The 20,076-nt window shown below is 71.7% G+C and carries 14 protein-coding genes, 1 tRNA gene and 1 pseudogene; 11 read left to right on the plus strand and 5 right to left on the minus strand.

Going from position 1 to position 20,076, the window contains the following annotated elements:
• Nucleotides 1-111 precede the first annotated feature (111 nt).
• From tmk to AB0I54_RS15145, 4 genes are all read left to right on the plus strand, one after another.
• Nucleotides 112-3,363, plus strand: coding sequence for a dTMP kinase (gene tmk / locus AB0I54_RS15130; protein WP_363296417.1), 3,252 nt, complete (start codon nucleotides 112-114; stop codon nucleotides 3,361-3,363).
• Nucleotides 3,364-3,453: 90 nt separating this feature from the next.
• Entirely contained in the window at nucleotides 3,454-4,659 is a 1,206-nt protein-coding gene (locus AB0I54_RS15135; RefSeq protein WP_363296418.1) for a DNA polymerase III subunit delta', read from the plus strand.
• Between the two features lie 113 nt (nucleotides 4,660-4,772).
• Nucleotides 4,773-6,413 (plus strand): alpha/beta hydrolase, encoded by a 1,641-nt coding sequence (locus AB0I54_RS15140; RefSeq protein ID WP_363296419.1) that lies wholly within the window; start codon nucleotides 4,773-4,775, stop codon nucleotides 6,411-6,413.
• Nucleotides 6,414-6,521: 108 nt separating this feature from the next.
• Nucleotides 6,522-6,598: transfer RNA gene (locus AB0I54_RS15145), tRNA-Thr, on the plus strand.
• 49 nt (nucleotides 6,599-6,647) lie between these two features.
• On the opposite strand, the gene AB0I54_RS15150 is transcribed toward AB0I54_RS15145, so the two are convergent.
• From AB0I54_RS15150 to AB0I54_RS15160, 3 genes are all read right to left on the minus strand, one after another.
• Nucleotides 6,648-6,839, minus strand: coding sequence for a hypothetical protein (locus tag AB0I54_RS15150; RefSeq protein WP_363296420.1), 192 nt, complete (start codon nucleotides 6,837-6,839; stop codon nucleotides 6,648-6,650).
• A 267-nt stretch (nucleotides 6,840-7,106) separates the two neighbouring features.
• Nucleotides 7,107-8,048, minus strand: a complete 942-nt coding sequence (locus AB0I54_RS15155) for a hypothetical protein (RefSeq protein WP_363296421.1) — start codon at nucleotides 8,046-8,048, stop codon at nucleotides 7,107-7,109.
• An 82-nt stretch (nucleotides 8,049-8,130) separates the two neighbouring features.
• Nucleotides 8,131-8,556: a hypothetical protein gene (locus tag AB0I54_RS15160; RefSeq protein ID WP_363296422.1), complete on the minus strand. Its 426-nt coding sequence runs from the start codon at nucleotides 8,554-8,556 to the stop codon at nucleotides 8,131-8,133.
• A gap of 224 nt (nucleotides 8,557-8,780) precedes the next feature.
• Between AB0I54_RS15160 and AB0I54_RS15165 the strand changes: the two genes are divergently transcribed.
• From AB0I54_RS15165 to AB0I54_RS15185, 5 genes are all read left to right on the plus strand, one after another.
• Complete coding sequence (locus AB0I54_RS15165; RefSeq protein WP_363296423.1) at nucleotides 8,781-9,239, plus strand: hypothetical protein; 459 nt, start codon at nucleotides 8,781-8,783, stop codon at nucleotides 9,237-9,239.
• A 6-nt stretch (nucleotides 9,240-9,245) separates the two neighbouring features.
• Nucleotides 9,246-10,673 carry a peptidoglycan-binding protein gene (locus AB0I54_RS15170; protein WP_363296424.1) on the plus strand — a complete coding sequence of 476 codons (1,428 nt, stop codon included), beginning with the start codon at nucleotides 9,246-9,248 and terminating at the stop codon, nucleotides 10,671-10,673.
• Nucleotides 10,670-11,377, plus strand: coding sequence for an ABC transporter ATP-binding protein (locus AB0I54_RS15175; protein WP_363296425.1), 708 nt, complete (start codon nucleotides 10,670-10,672; stop codon nucleotides 11,375-11,377). Before AB0I54_RS15170 ends, AB0I54_RS15175 begins: the two co-directional genes overlap by 4 nt.
• The gene (locus AB0I54_RS15180; protein ID WP_363296426.1) at nucleotides 11,374-12,615 is read left to right on the plus strand and encodes an ABC transporter permease; all 1,242 of its coding nucleotides are present in this window, start codon (nucleotides 11,374-11,376) and stop codon (nucleotides 12,613-12,615) included. Before AB0I54_RS15175 ends, AB0I54_RS15180 begins: the two co-directional genes overlap by 4 nt.
• Nucleotides 12,616-13,064: 449 nt before the next feature.
• Nucleotides 13,065-14,063 (plus strand): hypothetical protein, encoded by a 999-nt coding sequence (locus tag AB0I54_RS15185; RefSeq protein ID WP_363296427.1) that lies wholly within the window; start codon nucleotides 13,065-13,067, stop codon nucleotides 14,061-14,063.
• A gap of 215 nt (nucleotides 14,064-14,278) precedes the next feature.
• On the opposite strand, the gene AB0I54_RS15190 is transcribed toward AB0I54_RS15185, so the two are convergent.
• Both AB0I54_RS15190 and AB0I54_RS15195 read right to left on the minus strand, forming a co-directional pair.
• Nucleotides 14,279-14,425: a hypothetical protein gene (locus tag AB0I54_RS15190; RefSeq protein ID WP_363296535.1), complete on the minus strand. Its 147-nt coding sequence runs from the start codon at nucleotides 14,423-14,425 to the stop codon at nucleotides 14,279-14,281.
• A 175-nt stretch (nucleotides 14,426-14,600) separates the two neighbouring features.
• A pseudogene (locus AB0I54_RS15195) lies at nucleotides 14,601-14,756 on the minus strand (transposase); the annotation flags it as partial.
• A gap of 590 nt (nucleotides 14,757-15,346) precedes the next feature.
• Between AB0I54_RS15195 and AB0I54_RS15200 the strand changes: the two are divergent.
• Both AB0I54_RS15200 and AB0I54_RS15205 read left to right on the plus strand, forming a co-directional pair.
• On the plus strand, nucleotides 15,347-16,240 hold the full coding sequence (locus AB0I54_RS15200) for a glycosyltransferase (RefSeq protein ID WP_363296428.1): 894 nt from the start codon (nucleotides 15,347-15,349) through the stop codon (nucleotides 16,238-16,240).
• A gap of 421 nt (nucleotides 16,241-16,661) precedes the next feature.
• A complete protein-coding gene (locus AB0I54_RS15205) occupies nucleotides 16,662-20,030 on the plus strand; it encodes a BTAD domain-containing putative transcriptional regulator (RefSeq protein WP_363296528.1) in 3,369 nt (1,122 codons plus the stop codon).
• Nucleotides 20,031-20,076 lie beyond the last annotated feature (46 nt).

The raw sequence follows: 20,076 nt of genomic DNA on the forward strand, positions 1-20,076 counted from the left end.
GCTTCACATCTTGTTCGCAAAGCGAACGTCCCGGCATCACTTTGGTGTCGGGGCGTGCGCACGTTCGGACGGGCGCGGCGGGCTGTCGGTCCCTGCCGATAGGCTGAAAGCATGACGCGAGCCGAGCAGCCAACGGCCCTCACCACAGCGCCCGACAACGCCCTCGTAGCGGACTCCCGCGAGCGGGCGGTCCGCGCTCTGCTGCGCCAGCCGCAGCTGAAGCGGTTGTGGAGCGCACAGCTCGTGAGCGGCGTGGGCGACGCCCTCGCGCTCCTGGTGCTGGTCCTGCTCGCCCTCCAGGCGGCGATCGCCGAGGGCTCGTTCGGCGGCGAGTACCGGGGCGTGGCGTTCGCAGTGGCGACCGTCTTCGGGGCGCGCATCCTGGCCACCCTGCTCTTCGGCGCCGTACTCCTCGGCCCGCTCACCTCTCTGACCTCGCAGGACGGCCCGCTCGACCGCCGCTGGACGATGGTCGGCGCCGACGGTCTGCGCGCCGTACTGCTGATCATCGCGCCCCTGTGGATCGACTGGACACCGGCCGACGCGCTGCCGGTCCTGCTGGTCACCGCCTTCGTGACCGGGGTCGCCGAGCGCTTCTGGTCGGTGTGCCGGGAGAGCGCCGCCCCGGCCCTGCTGCCCGCCCCGCCCCCCGAGGGCGCGACGGTACGACCGCTGCCGGACCACATGGACGCCCTGCGCCGCCTGTCGCTGCGCACGGGCTTCGTGGCGGTCCCCCTGGCGGCCGCCGCCCTCGTCGCCGCGGCGCTGCTCAACAACCTCCTCGGCACCGTGAGCGCCTGGTTCGCCCAGCACCAGGCGGCCCTCGGCTCGTACGTGGCGGCCGGTCTGTTCGCCGCGTCGCTGTCCGTGCTGACGTACCTGGAGCTGCCCGACGCGCGCACCCCACGCCCGCGGTCCCCGCTGGAGGGACTGCGCCGCCCCAGGACGGGCACGGGCGTGGACAACGGCCGCACGGGGGCCGTTCCGCTGCTCGTCCTCGCCTGCGCCGCCGTCGCCGGGGCGATCGCCGCCGCCGTCGCCGTGTCCGTGCTGCAGGCCAAGGACCTGGGCGGCGGCCCGGTGCTGTACGGCCTGCTGGTGCTCGCCCTGACCGGCGGAGTCGTCATCGGCATCCGTACGGCCCCCGCCGTGCTGCCGTCGCTGTCCCGCCGCCGGCTGCTGTCGCTGGCGATCGCCTTCACGGGCGTCGCGCTGCTCGCCGCCGGGCTCGTCCCGGACGTCACCAGCGTGCTGCTGATCGTCGCGCTCGCCGGGGTCGGCGCGGGCGTGGCCGCCAACACCGGGCACACGCTGCTCGACCAGGAGACCGAGGACTACCGCCGACCGCGCACCACCGAACACCTGCACGCGGTCGTACGGGTCTTCGTGGCGCTCGGCGCGCTGATCGCGCCCGTGGTGGCGGCCCTCATCGGCCCGCACCGGCTGGAGAACGGCAAGTTCGTGTTCGCGCACGGCGGCGCCGCCTTCACCCTGATGCTGGTCGGCGCGCTGCTGCTGCCGGTGGCCGCGCTGGTGCTGGCCAAGGTCGACGACCGCTCCGGCGTGCCGCTGCGGCACGACCTGCGGGACGCGCTGCTCGGCGGTGACGACCCGGCACAGAAGCCGGCCACGAACGGCTTCTTCATCGCCCTGGAGGGCGGCGACGGCGCCGGGAAGTCCACCCAGGCCGAGGCCCTCGCGGAGTGGATCCGGGCCAAGGGCCACGAGGTCGTGCTCACCCGCGAGCCGGGGGCGACACCCGTGGGCAAGCGGCTGCGCTCGATCCTGCTGGACGTGTCGTCGGCGGGGCTCTCGCACCGGGCGGAGGCGCTGCTGTACGCCGCGGACCGCGCCGAGCACGTCGACACGGTCGTACGGCCCGCGCTGGAGCGGGGGGCCGTCGTCATCTCCGACCGGTACATCGACTCGTCGGTGGCCTACCAGGGGGCGGGCCGGGACCTGTCCCCGACCGAGATCGCCCGGATCAACCGCTGGGCGACCAACGGACTGGTCCCCCATCTGACCGTCCTGCTGGACGTCGCGCCGGAGGCCGCCCGCGAGCGGTTCACCGAGGCTCCGGACCGGCTGGAGTCGGAGCCTGCCGAGTTCCACGCGCGCGTGCGGGCCGGTTTCCTGACGCTGGCCGCCGCCGACCCCGGGCGCTATCTGGTCGTGGACGCGGGCCAGGAGCCCGAGGCCGTCACCACCGTGATCCGGCACCGGCTCGACACCGTGCTGCCGCTGTCCGAGGCCGAGGTGAAGGCCGCCGAGGAGGCCCGCAAGGCCGCCGAGGAGGAGGCCCGCCGCAAGGCCGAGGAGGAGGCCGCGCGCAAGGCCGAGGAGGAGCGCCTGGAGCGCGAGCGCCAGGAACAGCTCGCCAAGCTGCGCGCCGAGGAGGAGGAGCGCAAGCGGCGCGAGCTGGAGGAGGCGCAGCGGCGCGAGGCCGAGCGGCAGGCGGAGGAGGCCCGGCAGCGGGCCGAGGAAGCACGCAGGCGTGCCGAGGAGGAGCGGGCGCGGCTCCTCGCCGAGGAAGAGGCCAGGGCCGCCGAGGAGGCCCGGCGCAGAGCCGAGGAGGAGCGGCGGCGCAAGCAGGCCGAGGAGGAGGCCAGGCTGCACGCCGAGGCCGAGGCCCGGCGCCTGGAGAAGCAGCGCAAGGCCGAGGCGGCGCTGCTGCGCGCCGAGGAGGCCCGGCGCCAGGCGGCAGCGGCGTCGGCCGCCGCAGACGTGGCCGCACAGCAGCCCGCGGCACCCCAGCCGACGGTCACCTCGACACCCCGGCCTGAGGCTCCCGCCACCGCGCGGGAGGCGGCGACCGTGCCGACGCCCGTGGTGAAGCCGGGCGCGGCGGACGAGACGCGGGTGCTGCGTCCGGTCCGGGCGGACGAGGAGGAGCCGAAGGGCGGTGCCGAGGGCGAGCAGGGCGGCGCTCGGCCGTCCGCCCGGTCCCGCAAGCCGTCCGGGGAGTCCGAGTCCGAGGTGACGGCGAAGCTTCCACAGCCGCCGGTACCTCCGGGTGCTGCCGACGAGACGGCCGTACTGCCTCCGGTCGCTCCCGGTGCGGCGGACGAGACCGCCGTACTGCCTCCCGTGCGGGGCGGGGACCCGGCGGAGCGGATGCCGCAGGGGTTCTTCCGGGACGAGCGGTCGGCCGCCGGTCCCGCCGCCCCCGACGACCGTACGCGGGAGCTTCCGCAGGTCGACGAGGACGGTGTCGCGCGACGGCGGCCGCGGTCCGACTGGGCCGAGGAGACACCGCTGGACGATCTGCCGACGCTCGCGGACGAGCTGCTGGGGTCGTACGAGGACGACGGGTACGACGAGGGCCAGGGCGGCCGGGGCCGCGGGCGGGGACGCAGAGGCTGACCGGGAACGTCACCACGGTCCCTGGCTGTCAGTGGTCGCCCGCACAATGGACACCGGAACGCGAAATGTGACGGAAGGGCGGCGTGACCCATGACGGTGTGGGACGACCTCGTCGGGCAGGAGAAGGTGAGCGAGCTGCTCGACGCGGCCGCTCGGGACGCCGACGCGCTCGTCACCGCGGCCGCCACGGACGCCCCGCCGCCGGAGGCGTCGAAGATGACGCACGCCTGGCTGTTCACGGGCCCGCCCGGCGCGGGCCGCAACCAGACGGCGCGGGCCTTCGCCGCGGCCCTGCAGTGCGTGAGCCCCGACCGTGCCCTCGGCGGAGCCCCCGGCTGCGGCTTCTGCGACGGCTGCCACACGGCGCTGATCGGCACCCACGCGGACGTCACCACGGTCGCCGCGGTCGGCTCCGAGATCCTGGTCAAGGACATGCGGGACACGGTCCGCAAGTCGTTCACGTCCCCGGCGAACGGCCGCTGGCAGATCATCCTCGTCGAGGACGCGGAACGGCTGAACGAGAAGTCCGCCAACGCCGTCCTCAAGGCCGTGGAGGAGCCCGCCCCCCGCACGGTCTGGCTGCTGTGCGCCCCGTCGCTGGAGGACGTGCTCCCCACCATCCGCTCCCGCTGCCGCCACCTCAACCTGCGCACGCCCTCGGTCGACGCCGTCGCCGACATGCTCGTACGGCGCGAGGGCATCGAGCCCGACGTGGCCGCCGCCGCGGCCCGCGCCACGCAGGGCCATGTCGACCGGGCCCGCCGCCTGGCCACCGACCCTGCCGCCCGCGAGCGCCGCGCCGCCGTGCTGAAGCTGCCGCTGCGCCTCGACGAGGTCGGCTCCTGTCTCAGGGCTGCCCAGGAGCTGGTCGACGCGGCCGCGGAGGACGCCAAGCAGCTCGCCGAGGAGATGGACGGCAAGGAGACCGAGGAGCTGAAGGCGGCGCTGGGCGCGGCCCAGGGCGGGCGGCTGCCGCGCGGCACGGCGGGCGTGATGAAGGACCTGGAGGACATGCAGAAGCGCCGCAGAACCCGCACGCAGCGTGACAGCCTGGACCTCGCCCTGACCGACCTCACGGCGTTCTACCGCGATGTCCTCGCCCTCCAGCTCGGCTCCCGTGTGGCCATCGCCAACGCGGACGCCGAGGACGCCCTGGAGCGGCTGGCCCGCGGCGGCTCTCCGGAGTCGACCCTGCGCCGCATCGAGGCGATCTCGGCCTGCCGTGAGGCCCTCGACCGCAATGTGGCGCCCCTGCTGGCGGTGGAGGCGATGACCATGGCTCTGAGAGCGGGCTGACAATGGCATTGAGAACAGGCTGAATTCATCACCCGCGGTTGACGACGTCATCCGTAAGGGCCGCATTCCGGACGCACAGCACTTATACCGTCGCTCAGGGTTACGCTCAGATGATGCACACCAGGCGAACCTCCCGCCGACCTCGACCCCGACTTCGACCCCGACTTCGCCTTCGAACTCGACCCCGGCCTCATGGTGGGGCCGCGGCCGCTTTCCTCGTGGCAGCCGCCCTGCTCGTCGCCGCATGCTCCTCAGGGAACCCGCCCGCGTCGACCGGCGAGGCACCGGCGGAGGCGGAGGCGGCGCTGGCCGCGCTGCCCCGCTCGACGCCGGCCGCGCTGAACCCGTACTACGGACAGAAGCTCGCCTGGCGCGACTGCGGCGTCCCCGACTTCGAGTGCGCGACGCTGAAGGCCCCGCTGGACTACGCCAAGCCCGGCGCGGGAGACATCAAACTCGCCGTCGCCCGCAAGAAGGCCACCGACAAGGGCAAACCGCTCGGCTCGCTGCTGGTCAACCCGGGCGGGCCGGGGGGCTCGGCGGTCGCGTACCTGCAGCAGTACGCCGGCCTGGGCTACCCGGAGGCGGTCCGCGCCCGCTACGACATGGTGGCGATGGACCCGCGAGGCGTCGCCCGCAGTGAGCCCGTCGAGTGTCTCGACGGGCGCCAGATGGACACGTACACGCAGACGGACGTCACCCCCGACGACCAGAAGGAGACGAACGCGCTGGTCGGGGAGTACAAGAAGTTCGCGGAGGGGTGCGGGGCCCACTCGGCCGGCCTGCTCCGCCATGTCTCCACCATCGAGGCGGCACGGGACATGGACGTCCTGCGGTCGGCGCTCGGGGACCCGAAGCTGAACTACGTGGGCGCGTCGTACGGGACGTTCCTCGGCGCGACCTACGCCGGGCTGTTCCCGGAGCGGGTGGGCCGCCTGGTCCTGGACGGCGCGATGGACCCGTCCCTGACCGCACGCAGGCTGAACCTCGACCAGACGGCGGGCTTCGAGACCGCGTTCCAGGCGTTCGCGAAGGACTGCGTACGGCAGTCCGACTGCCCGCTCGGCGGCAAGGGCACGACACCCGCCCAGGTCGGCGACCACCTCAAGGCCTTCTTCCGCAAGGTCGACGCCCACCCCGTCCCCACGGGGGACTCCGACGGACGCAAGCTCGGTGAAGCGCTCGCCACCACGGGGGTGATCGCGGCGATGTACGACGAGGGGGCCTGGCCGCAGCTGCGCGACTCGCTCAACTCGGCGATGAACGAGAACGACGGCGCCGGACTGCTCTCCCTCTCCGACAGCTACTACGAACGCAGCGGCAGCGGCCACTACACGAACCTGATGTCCGCCAACGCCGCGGTGAACTGCCTGGACCTCCCGGCGGCCTTCACCGGCCCCGACCAGGTGAAGAAGTCCCTCCCCGCCTTCGAGAAGGCGTCCCCGGTCTTCGGCGAGGGCCTGGCCTGGGCCTCCCTGAACTGCACCTACTGGCCGGTGCGGCCCAGCGGCGCACCCCACCGCATCGAGGCCAGGGGCGCGGCGCCGATCGTCGTCGTGGGCACCACCCGCGACCCCGCGACCCCGTACGGCTGGGCCAAGTCCCTCGCCCGCCAGCTCTCCTCCGGCCGCCTCCTGACCTACGTCGGCGACGGCCACACCGCCTACGGCCGCGGCAGCAGTTGCATCGACTCCACGATCAACGCCTACCTCCTCCAAGGAACGCCCCCCACACAGGGAAAACGCTGCTCGTAGCCACCCCGCCGGGCCCCGGGAGCCCCGCTCCCGGGGCGTGGTCGGAGCACCCCCGGAAACTGTGTAGACTTACCGACGTTGCTGATCGCACCATAGTGCGGACAGCGCGCCGCCTTAGCTCAGATGGCCAGAGCAACGCACTCGTAATGCGTAGGTCTCGGGTTCGAATCCCGAAGGCGGCTCCACGAAAAAGCGCCAGGTCATAGCTGCTGACCTGGCGCTTTGTGGTCTTGATCACTCCATGGCTGATCCACTTGCCTTATCGATCCTGGCCTTCTGTTTTCCCTTCTTCCCCTTCTTTGTCGCGGTCTTCCCGGCCTTTTGCTCTGCCTTCCGGTAGGCGGTGATGAGGTCCAGGGACGCGGAGGCGGTCGCGGCGTGCATCTCCGGCAGCACCGTCTGGTAGGTGTCGGTCGTCTTCCGCATTGACGCGTGCCCCAGCATCGCCTGCACGGCCTTCGGGGCGACGCCGGCGGCCAGCGTCAGGCTCGCCGCCTCGCGGCGGCGTCGTGGAGCCGGATCGGCGGCAGTCCGGACAGTTCCACCAGGCGGTCCCGGCGGTCCTGCCGCGGCACCAACCTCATGAGTCGGCACACGCACAGTAACGGTCCAGGAAGAGTGGCCGCGCAGACGGCCGGAGGCCCTACCCCCAGCGAGGTACGGCCTCTTGGTGCCGTAAGGGGCCGCTAGTAGCTAGGAGGTCAGGGTTGCGGCAAGCCGCAGCCTGTCGCGCAGTTGCTGCCGCGCGAGATTCAAGGTCTCGGCATGCTCCTCGACAAGCCGTCGCTGGTAGGCGGACTGGACCGCGTAGTACGTTCCAACCAGGTTGGTCTTCTTCTTGCAGGCCACGTCCACGGTGGCCGCTGTGATCGACTTGGGTCCTCCGAGCTCCGCGTCGGTGAAGCCGAGCTCTTCGGCCGCCTTCATCGGTTCCTTGGCGTTATAGCCGGACTTGGCCATACACGCGGACCATCGCGCGTTCACCCGCTCGATGCGTGAGTCGGTACGGGCCCTCGTCTCTGCTTCGGACTTCAGCTGGAAGACGTAGAGGACGTCCACACTTTCCGGGTCCGGGGCGTAGAGCTTGAGGAAGGATTCCCTGATGCACCCGCCTACGGGTACGCCCCCGTCGCTGCTGTCGCTCTCTGCTTCCTGCTGGTTCTTCGGCAACTCGTCGGGCCGTAGGTCGGGGGCCCCGAACAGAGCGGTCTCCTCCGCCTTGCTGAGGGGCACGCCCTTCGCCCTGGTGGCGACGGAGTTTGTTCCCTCCGGACTGCGGTAGCCGTATCGGGCAGCTGTCTCCGGGTCCGTGACCCCGTAGATTCGGCTGTTCGGCGACTCCTTCGCCGCCCCGGACTGCTGCGGCGGCCGGTAGTCGAAGCCGAGCCGGTCCATGCATCGGGCGGTCAGGACCTGCTGGGCTTTCACCAGCAACTCCCGCTCCTCGGGAGTCCCTTCGTACGCGTCGAGCGGGAGCGCCAGATCGGCGGAGTCCGTCAGGACCGGGATGGCGGAGACCTCGGGCTCCGATGCCCCGTGCGTGGGGCCGCCGCCGGCGGAGCACCCGGTAACCGCCACGGCGGCGGCTGTCAGGGCGACGAGGAGCCGCGGAACGCGGCGGACAGGCAAGGACATCAGAGACCTCAGGGGTGACCGAGCGGGATCCAGCGCAGACCGGATCCCGCCCGTGGAAGATCAGTGGAAGATCAGTGGAAGATCACCAGTCGATGTAGTTCGAGGAGATCTCGTTCTTGAAGTTGGACGACGCGTCACCCGAGTAGCCGGCCGGAATCCAGCCCTTGATGCCGCTCCGGTAGGCGTCGGTGTCCACCTCCCACTGGTAGGCGTCCCGGTTCCAGTAGGAAGCAGTGTTGTCGTTGGTGGTCTGTCCCTCACCGGCGCAGTTGACGCCGGACGGGTCCTTGAAGTTGTCGCCGACGAAGGTGTTGTCGTCGTAGTAGCTGTCCCGGACGCAGCCGAGCCCGCCGGAGTTGTAATAGAGGCCGAATTCACCGGACTCAAGACGGCCATCGAGGTTCGTGGCGGCGTAGGCACTGCCCGCGCCGGCCAGAACGGTCCCGGCGAACACGGTCGCTGCCAGCGTGGCCCCGGCGGCAAAACGCACTGCGTTGGTCCTGCTCATGTCACTCCTGGGAGAGAAGTCAACCTGTGATGCGCAGTGGGGGGTGCGCAGATGTGATCATCGTCGTGAGCGGCATGTCAGGGAGTTGCAAACAGTTGATCGCATACCAGTGATGTCGTAGGTTGCGGTCCCCGCTGTTGCGCAGTCTGCGCAAAATCCCTGGTCGAGCAACTGGAGTTGCGATGCCGTCTGCCCGTCGAAGAACTCAGCTCCTGCTTGCCGCAGTGGCCGCAGGCGTCCTCTCGGCAGGCTGCTCGGCCTCGGGCGATGCCCAGGGTGCGGCGCCGAGCGCATCCGCCGCCGATGCGCAGGAAGTGACCTACTACCGGTGTCTGGAGAAGCAGGGCATGGCCCTGGAAGTGACCGACAGCGGTCATCTCCGGGTCGACAAGGAGAAGGCCGCTGCGGCAGGTGCCGCAAAGCAGCAGGCCGCCGAGGACACGTGCCGGAGCAAGTTGCCCGACAGCACTCAGCCGAAGGCCTCCGCCGACGCGGTCGAGGCGGCCCGAAAGATCACGGCCTGCTTCCGGGAGAACGGCGTTCCGGAATACCCGGACCCCGACCCCAGGACGGCGGAGATCAAGCTCAGCGATGAGCTGGCCGCAAAGGTGAAGCGAGACTTCGCAGATGTGGCGGCCAAGTGCTCGCCTGCTGACGGGCGGTCGGGGATCGTCGGCGGCTGACCTCACATGGAGCGGATAGAGGTACTGGAGGAATCGGACCGCGAAGTACCGGAGGCCGTGCCCGGCTCCGGAGTCTCGCGGCGCGGCCGGTGGGCCGCCATCGTCGCGGGCGCGGCCGCCCTGCTCGCCATCGGCGGCATGCTCGCCGCCACGGTGATCAAATCACCGGCCCAGGCCGCCGCCGAGGCTCGGCCGCCGGGGCGCACCGTGCTCACCTCGCCTGTGGAGTACCGGGTCTTGACCTCTTCGGTCATCGTCCGAGGGCAGGTGGTGGCCGGCCAGAGCGTGGATGTGGCACCTCAGATGGCCGGCGGGGCGGACGCCGCCACTCCGGTCGTCACGAAGCTGCCGGTGAAACAAGGGGCGAACGTCAAAGCAGGGCAGGTGGTCCTGGAGGTGTCGGGTCGGCCGGTGTTCGTACTGCCGGGCAAGGTTCCGATGTACCGGGACCTGAAGCCCGGTGCCAAGGGCAACGACGTCAGACAACTGCAGCGGGCGCTGCGCGCCCTCGGCCACGGTACGGGCAGCGACCCCGACGGGACGTTCGGCGCGGGCACCAAGACCGCCCTCAACTCCTTCTATGCCGCCATCGGCTACGACCCGCTGCCCGCCCTCGACGACGGCGGGGAAGGGGTGAAAGCCGCCCAGCAGGCGGTGACCCAGGCAAAGCGGGCGGTGGCGGAAGCCGAGGCGGCCGAGGGCGCGGACGCGGAACGCAACCTCGGCTACGCCCGGGAGGATCTGCACCGCGCGCGAGCGGATCTGGCTGAGGTGAAGGCCGCGGTGGGGCCGCGGCTGCCCGCGGGTGAGGTCGTCTTCCTTCAGGGGTTCCCCGCGCGGGTGGACGCCGTGGCAGGGCGCGTCGGGGGGCCGGTCGACGGCACGGTGATGACGGTGTCGGCCGGCCGCCTGCAGGTGCGGGCATATCTGCAGGAGCATCAGAAGGGTCTGGTCCACAAAGGGCAGCGGGTGCGGATCTACTCCGAAGTGACCGGAGTCGAGGCCCGTGCGACGGTGGGTTACCTGGCCGAGTCGTTCACCGCGCCGGGCGGCGGCGAAGGCGACGGTCAGAGCAGTGTGTCGGGGGAGCAGGGCGCGGCCTCCGGTCAGCAGGGGCAGAGCGGGTATCTGCTCCGGGCCGACCCGGACCGGCCGCTGGACCCGAAGCTGGCCGGACAGGACGTCCGGCTGACCATCGAGGCGGCCCGCACCGACGGCAAGGCGCTGGTCGTGCCGATCACCGCGCTCACCGCCGGAGCCGACGGCCGTACCACCGTCACCGTCGTCGAGGCGGACGGCAGGCAACGGCGGGTCGAGGTGCGTACCGGAACGGCGGGCGACGGCTTCGTGGCCGTCGAGCCCGTGGGCTCGGCCCGGCTGGCGGAGGGCGAGCAGGTGGTCACGGGCGTCAAGCGGGAGGGGAGTGGGCCGTGACGGATTCCCTCTCGTCGCACCCGGTCATCGAGTTTCGCCAGGTCGGGCTGACCTATCCCGGACCGCCACCGGTGGCGGCGCTCAAGCCCTGCGATCTGACGGTGCGGCGTGGGGACTTCGTCACCGTCGTCGGCCCCTCCGGCTCCGGCAAGTCCACGTTCCTTAACATCGCCGGACTGCTGGACGCCCCCACGCACGGGACGTATCTGCTGGACGGGCACGACACCGGAGCACTGCGCGACGCCGACCGCACGGCGCTGCGGGGCAGGAGGATCGGTTTCGTCTTCCAGGCCTTCCACCTGCTGCCGCACCGCTCGGCGCTGGAGAACGTCGCCATGTCCATGATGTACAACGGCGTCGCCCGGGCTGAGCGGATGACGCGGGCCAGGCAGGCGTTGATCCGGGTCGGGCTCGAACACCGTGTCGACTCGGTTCCCACGCGGCTGTCCGGAGGCGAGCGTCAGCGGGTCGCCATCGCTCGCGCCCTGGCGGGCGGACCGTCGCTGCTGCTGTGCGACGAGCCGACCGGGAACCTGGACTCGGCCAACGCCCGCACCGTGCTCGAACTGCTGGAGGAACTGCATGCGGAAGGGCTGACCGTCGTGCTGATCACGCATGACCCGGAGGTGGCCGCGCGCGGCGGACGGACCGTGTCCATCCGCGACGGCATGCTCGCGGAGCGCCGGGAGGCCGCAGCCGTATGACATCACCTGCTCACAAGGGCATCGCGGAGGGCATCGACCGCTCCTCGTTCAAGATGCGCGACCTGTTCTCCGAGGCGGGCGCCGGGATGCTGCAGCGCCCCGCCCGGTCGGTGCTGACCGCCCTCGGCACCGTGCTCGGTGTCGGCACCTTCGTCGCGATACTCGGGCTGACCTCCACCACGTCCTCCCAGATCGACTCCCGGTTCAACGCGCTCACCGCCACCGAGGTGACCGTGGAGGACGCCGTCCATGACCCCGACGGGCTGATCGGACCCGCCTTCCCCGAAGACGCCGATGCCCGCATGAGCCGCGTCAACGGAGTGCGTGCGGCAGGGGTCTTCTGGACGGTGCGCGACGATCGGGCGTCGACCGTGAGGTCGGCTCCCGTTGCCGGAGGTGAAGGAGAGGCGATCGATGTGGTCGCCGCCTCACCCGGGGTGCTGCGGGCAGCCGTGCCGACCCTGACAGAGGGGCGGCTGTACGACGACGCGATGGCCAGCCGGGGCCGGGTCGCGGTCATCGGCGAGGGGACGGCCGCGAGGCTCGGGATCACCACGCTTCAGACGCATCCAGCGGTGTTCATCGGGGATGCTCCCTTCACCGTCGTCGGCATCGTCCAGAACGTGGAGCGCAAGGCCGATCTGCTGCTCAGCGTGGTGGTTCCGCGCACCTCGGCGGAGGAGCTGTGGGGTCGGCCGGGGCCCGGCGAGGCGAGCATGCTGGTCGCCACGGAGCTGGGTGCCGCCCGGCAGGTCGCGGAAGAGGCCCCGACGGCGCTGCGGCCCGACCACCCCGAGTACCTGAAGGCCGTACCGCCGCCCGACCCCCGCGGTTTGCGCTCCGGGGTCGGCTCCGACCTCAGTCAGCTGTTTCTGCTGCTGGCCGGGATCTGCCTGGTCATCGGCGCGGTCGGCATCGCCAACACCACCCTCGTCGCGGTGCTGGAGCGGACGGGCGAGATCGGCCTGAGGCGCGCCCTGGGCGCTCGCGCCCGGCACATCACCGCCCAGTTCCTGGCCGAGTCGGGAACACTGGGGGCGCTCGGCGGACTGGTCGGCACCAGCCTCGGGGTACTCACCGTGGTCGGTGTGGCCCTGGCTCGCCACTGGACTCCCGTCCTGCATCCGGGCACGGTCGCGGCCGCCCCTCTGGTGGGGCTCGCCACCGGCGTCCTGGCCGGTCTCTATCCGGCATGGAGGGCGTCCCGTATCGAACCGGTGGAGGCGCTGCGGCGCTGATGGATCCATACAGCGTGCGGTGCGGCCCCGAGGGGTGGGGCCGCTGCTCGAGGCGCTGTCGGGGCCCGACAGGACACATCTGCTGCTGCGATCGGCCTCGGGCTCGTGGGTCAGTAAGCGTCGTCCTCGCTTACCCACGCGTGGATCACGGCGGCCCAGCCTGTGGCGACGGGGGCGCGGTCAACTCACTCCTCGGCGCGTTCGATTCTTGAAGTCCATCGCATCCCCTGAACTGGGGTGTTGCGACGAGCACTAGTCAACGCGAGACCGTGTTCGGGCCGCCGGGTCGCGAGACGGACAGGGCAACCCCGCGGGCGGGTTGTGAGTCTTGTGATCGATCACGTTGTGATCGGAGCCACGAGGAGACCATCATCAACGCCATACGCAAGACCCTGACCGCCACCGCCGTCGTCGGTGCCGTCCTCGCGGGCTCCGCCGCCTGCGGAACGGTGGAGCAGCTGTCCGCCGGCAAGAAGCTCGACCGGGCCTTCGAGAAACTCGGCAAGAAGAACACGCTCTCCTTCGAGCTCGACCTGGACACCGACGTCGCGTCCCTGAAGGCGATGGACGCCGCGTCCGACCCCGCACCCGGTGAGGAGATCCCGGACGAGGCCGCCGAACTGCTCAGCGGAGCGAAGATCACTGTGGCCGTGCAGTCGAAGAAGCCGCTCGAGGAGTCCGGCGAGAAGGACCTCGTCGGCACGGCCATGAAGGTCAGCACCCCGGACGGCGACCTTGCCGAGTACCGGGTGATCGGCGACTACACCTACATCCGTGCCGACATGGACGCCATGGGCAAGACGATGGGCAGCCCCCTGCCGGACGCTGACGATCTGCCCCCGGAGGCCGGGGCGATGAAGGACGTCATCGAGGGCAAGTGGGTGAAGTTCAACACCAAGGAGATGGACAAGGCCGCCGCCGAGGGCCAGAAGGCCGACGGCGGTCCCACGCCGTCCCTCGACGCCAAGACGCAGAAGAAGCTCGTAAAGGCCCTCCGTGAGGTCATCGCCCGTGAGGTGGAGTTCAAGACAGCCGACGGCGGGGACGGCACCGAGCACGTCACCGCAACGGCCCCCTTCCGCACCCTGATCACCGAGCTGTTCGGCGAGATCCGGCCACTGGTGAAGGACCTGCCGCCGGGCATGCAGCTGCCGACGGACAAGGACCTGAAGGACGCCCCCGATGCCAAGGTGACGGCGGACTTCACGCTCAAGAACGGCGAGCTGTCCCAGGTGGACATGGACCTTGCCAAGCTGGCCGAGAACGCCAAGGTGAAGAGGCTCGGCCTGACACTGCGGATGCGCGAGGGCACCAGGCCCACCGCTCCGGCTGGTGCCACGACGATCGACCTGGACGACCTCATGAACGGCTTTCTCGGCGGGCCGACGATGGGCGATGCCGAGTTCGACATGAGCGGTCTCGCTGATGAGGACGTCCCACAGGACTAGTTCCGATCGCAGCGATCTGCGACCGCCGGCGGTGCACATCGATACCCACGTAAGCCTGCATCGCGGGCCTCCTGACCCGGACTCGGCTCCCCCACGGAAAGGGTGCTCCCAACGCACCGGAAGGGTGAGCCCCAGCCCTCATAGGGTCAGGTCAGGGGCTGTTTGGGCAGGGCTGTGCCCGGTGGCTGTGGGCCGACGGGCGTCTGGTCTTGCGGTCAGGCTGCGTCTTCCCTCGGATTGAGGGTGACGGTGTGGCCGAGTTGGTTGAGTTGGGTGATGGTCCGGCGGGTGGCGCGTTCGGGGTCGCGCCGGGTCAAGTAGGTGCCGCCGAAGTCCTGGTAGGGGACGTTGTCGGTGAGCATGTGCCAGATCGCGGTGATGATCGAGTGCTCGATGGCGACCAGGGCTTCGAGTGGTCCGCGGCGTGCGGCCAGCCGTTTGTAGCGGGCCCGCAGATAGGTGTCCTTGGTCCGTGGCCGCGCCGAATGCCGCGAGGCCGAGGGCGCCCTTGAGATGCGGGTTTCCGGGGCGGACCCTGGTGTTCTTGGTGCGGCCGGCGGATTCGTGGTGGCCGGGACAGACTCCGGCCCATGAGGCGAGGTGCTTGGCGGAGTCGAAACGGTTCATGTCACCGCCGGTCTCCGCGATGATCACCTCGGCGACGGCCCGGATGCGCAGGTCGTCCACAGCCATGACGCCATTGCCGATTGTCCGGCATCCACGACCACCCTGTGGCTGCCGGTCTACGGAGTCGGGGCGGCCCTGCTGACACGGAGTCGGGGCGGCCCTGCTGACAGGGCTGGGCGCGTGGGCCTTCGGCCGCCGCGCTCGGCTGGGGCGGTGTACGGCTGCGGCAGCCGGAGCGCGTGGGTCGTTGTCACGGGACACGCGAGCACCGGAGGCGGCACATGGGCGGATCCTCCGCGGTCGGCGGCGGCTACTCGGGGCCCCCTCGTTCGGAAGATGGGTATCAAACCGGCACAGCAGGTGCGGCTGTGGCGTGCCCCGGCGCAGTGGGACATCCCGGGGCGCCCGGCGACATCACCGAGAACGATCTCCGCGACATGCCCCTGCCCCTCGGCGTCGTGGATGTGAAGGTCGCCGCGTTGGGGGGCGGCTGGTCGGGGCCGACGTTCGTGCGGCGCAAGGAAAACCGCCGTAAAAAGGGCGCAAACTAAACCGGCCCCGGGACAACTACCGCCCTTGAGGCAACATCTTGGTGAACGGCGAGCGCCACGCGGTCAGGACGCGGGCGCCGCCCAGGGCCGGATGGGGTGAGAGACGTGGTGGAGCCGAGGATCGCCGTTGCCGTGGTGACCATGGGGAACCGGCCCGCCGAAGTCGATGCCCTGCTGGAGTCCGTGGCCAAGCAGGACGTACCCCCGGCCCGGATCGTGATCGTCGGCAACGGGTGCCGGCTGCCCGAGTTCGCCCTGCGGCTGTCGCTTCCCGGCGAGGTCACCACCATCGACGTGGAGGAGAACCTCGGCTGCCCCGGCGGGCGCAATGTCGCCCTGGCCCGGCTCCGGGAGTTCGGTGACGTCGATGTCGTCGTCGAGCTGGACGACGACGGACTGCTGGTCGACGCCGATGTGCTGCGCCGCGTGCGGGATCTGTACGCCGCCGATCCGCGCCTGGGCATCGTCGGCTTCCGTATCGCCGACGAGCACGGCGAGACGCAGCAGCGGCACGTGCCCCGCGTCGGCAACTCGGACCCCATGCGGGGCGGTTATGTCACCGGCTTCCTCGGCGGCGGGCACGCCCTGCGCATGGCGATGCTGGCGGAGACCGGGGACTGGCCCGCCGAGTTCTTCTTCGCGCACGAGGAGACGGACCTGGCCTGGCGGGCCGCCGACGCCGGTTGGAAGATCCTCTACGCGCCCGAACTGCTTCTCCAGCACCCGAAGACCTCGCCCGCCCGGCACGCCATCTACTACCGGGTGACCGCCCGCAACCGCGTCTGGCTGGTCCGGCGCAGGCTGCCCCTGCCGCTGATCCCGGTCCACCTCGGGGTCTGGGCGCTGCTCACCCTGCTGCGCACCCGCTCGGCGGGCGGGCTGCGGGCCTGGTTCGGCGGGTTCGTGGAAGGGCTGCGGGAGCCGGCCGGTGAGCGACGGCCCATGCGCTGGCGGACGGTGTGGCGGCTGACCCGGCTGGGGCGCCCGCCCGTCGTCTGACGCGTTGTCCGGCGCAGGGAAGAAGAGAAGAGTAAGTGGGGACGAGGGCCCCGGTCGTTCACCTCCGCCGACCGGGGCCCTCTTGTGTCCCCGGATCTGGCCTACGGCGAACTCCCCCGAGTTACGCGTCGCACGCGCGCGCCGGCCGGCCAGATCCGATGCAGTGATCACATCAGGGCGCACCAACGGATCGCTAACATGTGGCCAACGGTTCTTCCGCTGGTCGCGAGGCAGTTGGCGTGAAGTCGACGCAGAGCGACGGGAGTAAGCCGGAACCGTAGCGGATTCCGGCCCGGACCGACAGGGAGAGGGTGGCGGGAAACCGCCTCGGACAGGGCGGGAATCCGCCATGGACGGCGGGCGTGCCCGCCGAGGGGCACGGTCGGACGCGACCGGGCGGGAAGGCAGTGGAGCGGGCGTGATGCGGCGGTGCGGGCTGCGGTTCGGGCTGCTGGGACCACCCGTTCTGTATGAGCGAGCGCTGTACGGGATTTCGTACAGCGGTGAGTACGACGCCGACGACCCCGGCGACGGCGCCGAGAACGACCGGGTCGTGTACGACACCGCTCTCACCCACGACACCGGCGACCGCAACGGCTCCGGTCCCGCGGTCCGGGCGATCGGCAGTCCCAAGGTGCGCGCCCTGCTCGCCGCACTGCTGCTGGAGGCCGGCCGCGTCGTCTCGGTCGAGTCGCTCAAGGACGCGCTGTGGGGCGGCGCGCCCCCGGCGTCGGCGCAGGCCTCGCTGCACAACCACGTCGCCCGCCTGCGCCGGCTCCTCGACGAACCCGAGCGGCTGCGGGCCGTGGCGCCGGGCTATCTGCTGCGGGTCGACGAGGGCGAGCTGGACGTCCATGTCTTCGACGCACGGGTGGCCGAGGCACGGGCCGCGCACGCCCGCCGGGACTGGGCAGGGGTGCTGCGGGCCTGCGCGGCGGCGCTGGCGCTGTGGCGCGGCACGCCGCTGAGCGGGGTCTCGGCCGAACTCGGCGGATACGCCTTCGTGCAGCGACTGGAGGAGGCGCGGCTGCTCCTGATCGAGTGGCGGTACGACGCCGAGCTCGCCGTCGGCGGTACGCGACTGTCCGGCCTGGTACCGGAGTTGGCGGCCCTGGTCGTCGAGCAACCGCTGCGCGAGGCCTACCACCGCCAGCTGATGCTCGCCCTGCACCGCACCGGCCGCCAGGCCGAGGCCCTCGCCGTCCACCGCGACCTGCGCACCCGTCTGGTCGAGGAACTCGGCATCGAGCCCGGCCCCGCGATCCGTGCCGCCCATGTCGAAGTGCTCCGGGGGTTCTCTGCACCGGTCGTCGGGGGAGCGGGCAGCGCGGAGCCGTCGTACGACGGCCGTCCGGGAGCCGTGGCCGTCGAGACCCGAGCCGCCCAGGTGCCGCCCGCGCCCGAGGAGACCCCGCAGAGACAGCCGTCCGGATCCGACGACCAGAGCCGGACCGGTGACGTGGGCCGGCCCAGCGACGAGAGCCGGCCCGGTGGCGAGAGCCGAACCGGTGGCGAGAGCCGGACCGGCGGCGATGGCGGGGGCCCGGATACTGGAGAAGGTCGGGTGCCCGCTGACAGACAGCCCGCGCCGGCTCAACTGCCTCCGCCGCCCGCGCACTTCACCGGTCGCACCCCTGAACTGCACGAACTGCGCAGCCTGCTCGTCGACCCGAAGGCCCCTGCCGTCGCCGTCATCACCGGCATGGCCGGCGTGGGCAAGAGCGCCCTGGCGCTGCACGCGGCCCATCGGCTGCGGGAACGTTTTCCCGATGGCCAGCTGTACGTCAATCTGCACGGTGCCACCCCCGGAGTGCCCCCGCTCGCCCCCTCCCAGGCGCTCGCCGCGCTGCTCCGCGACCTCGGTGCGGACTCCCGGAGCATCCCCGAACACCCGGACGCGGCAGCCGCGTTGCTCCGCTCCATCCTCGCGCCGACCAGCACCCTGATGGTCCTGGACGACGCCGCGAACGCCGCTCAGGTACGCCCCCTGCTCCCGGCCGGCCCCGGTTGCGCCGTGATCGTCACCAGCCGCTCGCCCCTGACCGCCCTCGACGGCGCCCGCCGCTTTCCGCTCGGGCCGCTGACGGGCGAGGACAGTGCCGCGCTGCTGCGTGCGGTGAGCGGCCGCGACGGGCTCCACGCCGGGCACCCGCTCGTCGGCCTCACCGGGCGCCTGCCACTGGCCCTGCGGGTGGTCGCCGCCCGGCTCGCCGCCCGCAGCGCGCTCACCCCTGACGTCCTGGCCGTTCAACTGGCCGCCACCGAAGGGCGGTTGCACCACCTTGAGTACGACGATCTGAGCGTCCGCCGCTCCCTGGCCGTCGCCCACGACGCGCTCGCCGCCTCCGAGCGCGAGGCCGACCGGGACGCGGCCCTCGCCCTGCGCCGCCTCGGCACGCTCGACCTCCCGGCGTACGGCGCACCCCTGCTCGCCCGCCTCACCGGCACCGACGAGCGCCGGGCCGAGGCCGCCCTGGACCGCCTGCTCGACGTGGCTCTCCTGGAGGAGACGGCGTACGGCCGCTACGCACCGCACGACCTGGTCCGCGACTTCGCCCGCGAACTGGCGGGGGCCGACGCCGCCTCCGGTGACGGCACCGACGCCGCCGTCGCGGCCCTGCGCTGGTACGCCGCCGTCGCCGAGCGCGCCCTGACCGCGATCGTCGAACCCGGCCTCGACCAGGACGACCGCCGCCGCCCGACCGCCGCGCAGCCGCCCGGGCACGCCGCGGACGTGGCGGCCGTACCGCCCTTCGAATCCGCCGAACAGGCCTTCGCCTGGGGCGATGTGGAGCTGGAGAACATCGTCGCGCTGGTGGAGCGGCACGCGGACGCATCGCCAGACGTATCCCCGTACGCGCACCCCGCCGACCCCACGACAGTCGGCGCGCCCGACGGCCGCACGGCCGCCCACCTGTCCACCCTCATCCGCCTCTTCTTCCCGTACGTCCAGCGCCGCGGCCGTGTCGCCGAGATGGAGGTGCTCGGCCGGGCCGGCCTCGATACCGCCCGCAGGCTCGGGGACGAGGCCGCCGAGGCGTATGCGCTGGGCGATCTCGCGGGGCTGCACTTTCTGACCGGTCGGCAGAACGACGCACTCCGTCTCAACGACCAGGCGCTGGTGATCTGGCGGCACCTCGGTACGAGGTCCTGGATCCGCCGCTGCCTCAACAACCGGGGTCTGCTGCTGGAGGGGCTCGGACGGTACGCCGAGTCCGAGGACGCGCTGCGGCAGAGCCTGGAGTACTCACGGCAGCTGAAGGACCCCTACGGCGAGGCCGTCACCCTCAGCCATCTGGGCAACCTGTACGAGCACACCGACCCCCGGGCCGCCATCGAGCAGCACCGGCGCTCGCTGGCCATCGGGGACGAGATCGGCGCCGTCATCGTGCAGCATTCGGCGCACTGCAACATGGGCTACGCCCATCTCACCCTCGGCGAACCGGCCGCGGCCGCCGCGCACTTCGAGGAGAGCCTGCGCATCCTCGGCGGCCACGGCGACTGGCACGGCGAGTCCCAGACCCGGCTCGGCCTGGTCCGCGCACTGCGGCGGCTGGGCCATGCCGAGCGCGCCTGGCACGAGTGCGCGGAACTGCTGCGCCGGGCGGAGGACCGCGCCGATCGCTATATGGGCGGTCTCGCCCGCCACCAGTACGGGCTCCTGCTGCGCGGCCGGGGGTGCGTCGAAGAGGCGAACGACGAGTGGCGTGCCGCGCTTTCCGCACTGGACGGGACGGACGCGAAGGCGGTTGTGGCGGAGCTGCGGGAGTTGCTCGGCGGAACCTGCTGACCGCCGGTCAACTCCTCGGCCCTCCCATCGGCCCTCCCATCGGCCC

It is taken from the genome of Streptomyces sp. NPDC050625 (assembly GCF_040654755.1).
Lineage (GTDB): Bacteria > Actinomycetota > Actinomycetes > Streptomycetales > Streptomycetaceae > Streptomyces.

Bases quoted from the DNA above. Each gene is read 5' to 3' on its own strand.
- AB0I54_RS15180 (WP_363296426.1), top strand. From the start codon at position 11,374: ATGACATCACCTGCTCACAAGGGCATCGCGGAGGGCATCGACCGCTCC.
- AB0I54_RS15150 (WP_363296420.1), bottom strand. From the start codon at position 6,839: ATGCGGAAGACGACCGACACCTACCAGACGGTGCTGCCGGAGATGCAC.
- AB0I54_RS15155 (WP_363296421.1), bottom strand. From the start codon at position 8,048: ATGTCCTTGCCTGTCCGCCGCGTTCCGCGGCTCCTCGTCGCCCTGACA.
- AB0I54_RS15140 (WP_363296419.1), top strand. From the start codon at position 4,773: ATGCACACCAGGCGAACCTCCCGCCGACCTCGACCCCGACTTCGACCC.
- AB0I54_RS15135 (WP_363296418.1), top strand. From the start codon at position 3,454: ATGACGGTGTGGGACGACCTCGTCGGGCAGGAGAAGGTGAGCGAGCTG.
- tmk (WP_363296417.1), top strand. From the start codon at position 112: ATGACGCGAGCCGAGCAGCCAACGGCCCTCACCACAGCGCCCGACAAC.
- AB0I54_RS15205 (WP_363296528.1), top strand. From the start codon at position 16,662: ATGCGGCGGTGCGGGCTGCGGTTCGGGCTGCTGGGACCACCCGTTCTG.
- AB0I54_RS15190 (WP_363296535.1), bottom strand. From the start codon at position 14,425: ATGCTCACCGACAACGTCCCCTACCAGGACTTCGGCGGCACCTACTTG.
- AB0I54_RS15160 (WP_363296422.1), bottom strand. From the start codon at position 8,556: ATGAGCAGGACCAACGCAGTGCGTTTTGCCGCCGGGGCCACGCTGGCA.
- AB0I54_RS15170 (WP_363296424.1), top strand. From the start codon at position 9,246: ATGGAGCGGATAGAGGTACTGGAGGAATCGGACCGCGAAGTACCGGAG.